The sequence below is a fragment of the Telmatospirillum siberiense genome (assembly GCF_002845745.1).
In the GTDB taxonomy this organism is placed as follows: Bacteria; Pseudomonadota; Alphaproteobacteria; order Rhodospirillales; family Magnetospirillaceae; genus Telmatospirillum; species Telmatospirillum siberiense.
On sequence record NZ_PIUM01000070.1, the window covers coordinates 1 to 3,665 of the forward strand.

Annotated in this window: 3 protein-coding genes and 1 pseudogene; all 4 read right to left on the reverse strand. The window is 59.3% G+C overall.

Annotated elements, in window-relative coordinates; translation table 11 throughout:
• A partial coding sequence (locus tag CWS72_RS27190) for a hypothetical protein (protein WP_241911918.1) occupies positions 1–1,470 on the reverse strand: 1,470 nt, incomplete at its 3' end.
• Positions 1,471–1,650: 180 nt separating this feature from the next.
• Positions 1,651–1,983 (reverse strand): annotated as a pseudogene (locus CWS72_RS28875) (transglycosylase SLT domain-containing protein); the annotation flags it as partial.
• On the reverse strand, positions 1,980–2,441 hold the full coding sequence (locus CWS72_RS27605; RefSeq protein ID WP_146002915.1) for a hypothetical protein: 462 nt from the start codon (positions 2,439–2,441) through the stop codon (positions 1,980–1,982). The gene CWS72_RS27605 and the pseudogene CWS72_RS28875, both read right to left, overlap by 4 nt.
• Before the next feature lie 296 nt (positions 2,442–2,737).
• Positions 2,738–3,665: hypothetical protein (locus CWS72_RS27195; RefSeq protein ID WP_206747711.1), on the reverse strand; the 928-nt coding region annotated here is incomplete at its 5' end.

Here is a 3,665-nt window from a genome sequence, read left to right on the forward strand (position 1 = left end):
CAGCGCCGCCAGTCCGTCGGCGTATTTTCCCGGCGTCGCCCCGGCGTTCAGGAACTCGGAGACCGTCTGGGTGATGTTGGTGATCGGCGCCACCACGCCGCCCGATTCGAACACCAGCATGCCGGTGCCGGCCTTCATCCAGGCCGTCTCATGTTCCATCCCGTCCGGCGTCGTCGTCGGATTTCCATTGGCGTCCGCCTTGACGTTGGTGTCGAAATAAACCGGGCTGCGGATCCAACTGGACACCCCGATCCCGCCCCCGGTCAGATCGAGCAGCAAGGGATCGGTGAAGCTGGGGGTCGGATTGCTGTCGACCGCCGCGGCCACCAGATCGCCGACGGTCACCCCCGATCCCCCCGGCAGCAGCACCGACCCGGCATCCGTGTTGAGCACCCCGGTCGCCGCCGGCACGTCGTTGAAATAACTCATCAGGCTTTGGTAATACGGCCGCCACAGGGCGTTGGCGATCTCCGACGCCGACACATCGGCCACATCGGTCAGCGCTTGACCCGCTTCGGTGATCAGGCTGCTCGCCGTGTCCCAGATGGCATTGGTGATCGAATAGGCGGTGCCGTCGCCGCCCGATCCCGCCGCCGTCTGCGCCGCCGTCGCCAGGTCGGTCACCGTGACCCCGAGGGCGGTCTTGCTGAAAGTGGGGACGCTCACCGGAGCGTCGGTGGGGACGGCGGCGGTGAGCGACGGCAGAAGGGCGCTGGTCTCATTGAGCAGACTGGCAAAATCGGTCGACCCGGATAGCCCGAGAAAGCCGGCGATCGTCGCGCCCAGACTACCATTCGGTTGAATGTCATATGTCGCGCCGAGGCCGCCGTTGGGCGTTCCAAGCTGAAAGTAATTTTGATCGATATTGATCAGCGATGGAGAATTGAAGGCGGTTTGCGAAGATCCGACAAATCCAAAAGCGCCGGATCCGAACTGCGTATTGATCGTTACGAAGTCGCCAAGCGCGGTATCGATCTTTAAATTGGCGCCCAGTTGAATATCGGTGACGATACTGGGATCGAGCGTCACATTGATCAGCCCGCTCGACGAGGTCAGCCGATATTGACCCGACCCGTCGTTGAGTTGCGACAAGGTGTAAATATTGCCGCTGGCGTCCGTCAGGGAGTAGCCGCCGGCCCCTTGCGACAAAAGGCTCTGCGCTCCGGAAATAGCGATTGTATTGCCGCCGGCCGTAAAGGAATCGCTGGTCCCGGACGTGGCGCTGGAGACGAGCCGTCCGCTCGAATCGTAATCGCTCGACGTGACCTGGCCGTTGGTCGTCACCGAAAGATTCGCCGCACCACCCGCGCTGAAGGTCTCGGAATAGGTGGAACCATTGGAAACGCGGGTTAACGTGGTCGTGCCATCGACATTGGTGGTGAGCGTGTCGGGGGAAATAGGGGTACTGGATGAAGCAAGGCCGTAATTACCGGCCACCAGCGCCTGGGTGAAGGCGCTGACATTGGGCATGACACTGGCATTCGAGGTTTTTAGACCGGCACCGTAACCATCCGTGCCAAGACCATCGTGCCAATAGGCATAGATGTGGCTGGAATCCTGTCCATTATCTCCCGCCTTTTCCTGGCAATCGATAAAAAGATCGACTGCGGCTTGTGCTTGAGCGGCAATACTCCAACGATTGGAAGCGGTGAGGCCATACTGCGCAGCCGTTCCGTTGATGAACTGGCCGAGTCCGCTGGCGGACGATGACCCTGCAGCGGCATTCGGATTGAACCCGGACTCTGTTCGAATAATCGAAAGCAAGAGCGCCGTATCGTTGAGATCAAGGTCACTTGCTTTCGCCGCCGCAATGATCGCATCGATCGAGGCCTGTTGCACGGCTGTCGACGCGTTACCCCAAATCCGAGGATTTCCGACCACGCCGCTGTTGTTCGTTGAAACGGGGTCATTGTAATGAGACCACGCCACGACAGACGGATACGCCTTACCTTTTGAAGCATATAGACTGCTAAAGTCGGTCATTTCGAGTCACCCCGCAATGTAACAGAAGGTGATTGCTTCATGGACTTGACTTCGTCACCAAAAAATTCACTAAACATTCTGCTGTGACGCGTTTTATATAGATAACCACTCAAGTCGAATAAATCCAATGTCAGGCATTCGCTATAATTACAACCAGGAGAATACTGAATAACGAAAACTGCTTTTGTATTGCTCGTGTTGCACGTTATATCGTCAGCAATAATTGGCGTATCGAACACCTGCTTAATGTCTTTCCTCTGCGGAGAGACAACATGCTTACCGGACGGCGTATCGAATGCGAGATCGCTCGCGACACATGAATCCCCATCGAATTTTGTGCAGGTGAGTGTCGCTTTCGCACCGCCGCATTCCAGCGAAACGGTCTTCTTGTCCGCCGCCGATGCGGGAAGCGAAATAAGACTGACGAGTGTCATGACGAGAACAGAAGACTTCAGCACAGCACGCTCCTCGATCGCTCAAGCAATTGAATAAAATATGATTTGAAAAATCGGCAGCCCGATGCAGCCCCCCCCTGCCGCATCTGACTCGATCCTGCCCCAGATCGACCAGCCCCTCATAAACCAAGACAACTTTCGCGAACGCGAACAGCCATCTGACGTGATATCGCCTTACCCACCTGAAGCCGTCACCCCACCCACCGGGATCGTCTTCGTTTCCTATTCCCATAGACGTTTTGAAACCGCCAAAACAGCACAACCATGAGATGAAATTTTTGTGGCAGCACCCGCTTTTCTCAGGCTGCGCGTTTGAAGGGCCAAATTTCCCATTCGCGAGCCGTGTCGGTGGCGCCGCTGCCGACAAGGGAAATCGAGGTGATGCCCAGGCTGTCCAGGCTGACCACTTCGCCCGCATCGCTGACGCCGTTGGCATTGGCATCGTTCCACACCATGATCTCGTTCCAATAGGAGACGCCGGTGGTGGGATCGATCAACGCCGTCTGCGCGGTGAAAGCCGTCGCCCCGGCCTGCGTCAGCGCCGCCAGCGCCGCCAGTCCGTCGGCGTATTTTCCCGGCGTCGTCCCGGCGTTCAGGAACTCGGACACCGTCTGGGTGATGTTGGTGATCGGCGCCACCACGCCGCCCGATTCGAACACCAGCATGCCGGTGCCGGCCTGCATCCAGGCCGTCTCATGTTCCATCCCGTCCGGCGTCGTCGTCGGATTTCCATTGGCGTCCGCCTTGACGTTGGTGTCGAAATAAACCGGGCTGCGGATCCAACTGGACACCCCGATCCCGCCCCCGGTCAGATCGAGCAGCAAGGGATCGGTGAAGCTGGGGGTCGGATTGCTGTCGACCGCCGCGGCCACCAGATCGCCGACGGTCACCCCCGATCCCCCCGGCAGCAGCACCGACCCGGCATCCGTGTTGAGCACCCCGGTCGCCGCCGGCACGTCGTTGAAATAACTCATCAGGCTTTGGTAATACGGCCGCCACAGGGCGTTGGCGATCTCCGACGCCGACACATCGGCCACATCGGTCAGCGCTTGACCCGCTTCGGTGATCAGGCTGCTCGCCGTGTCCCAGATGGCGTTGGTGATCGAATAGGCGGTGCCGTCGCCGCCCGATCCGGCCGCGGTCTGCGCCGCCGTCGCCAGGTCGGTCACCGTGACCCCGAGGGCGGTCTTGCTGAAAGTGGGGACGCTCACCGGAGCGTCGGTGGGG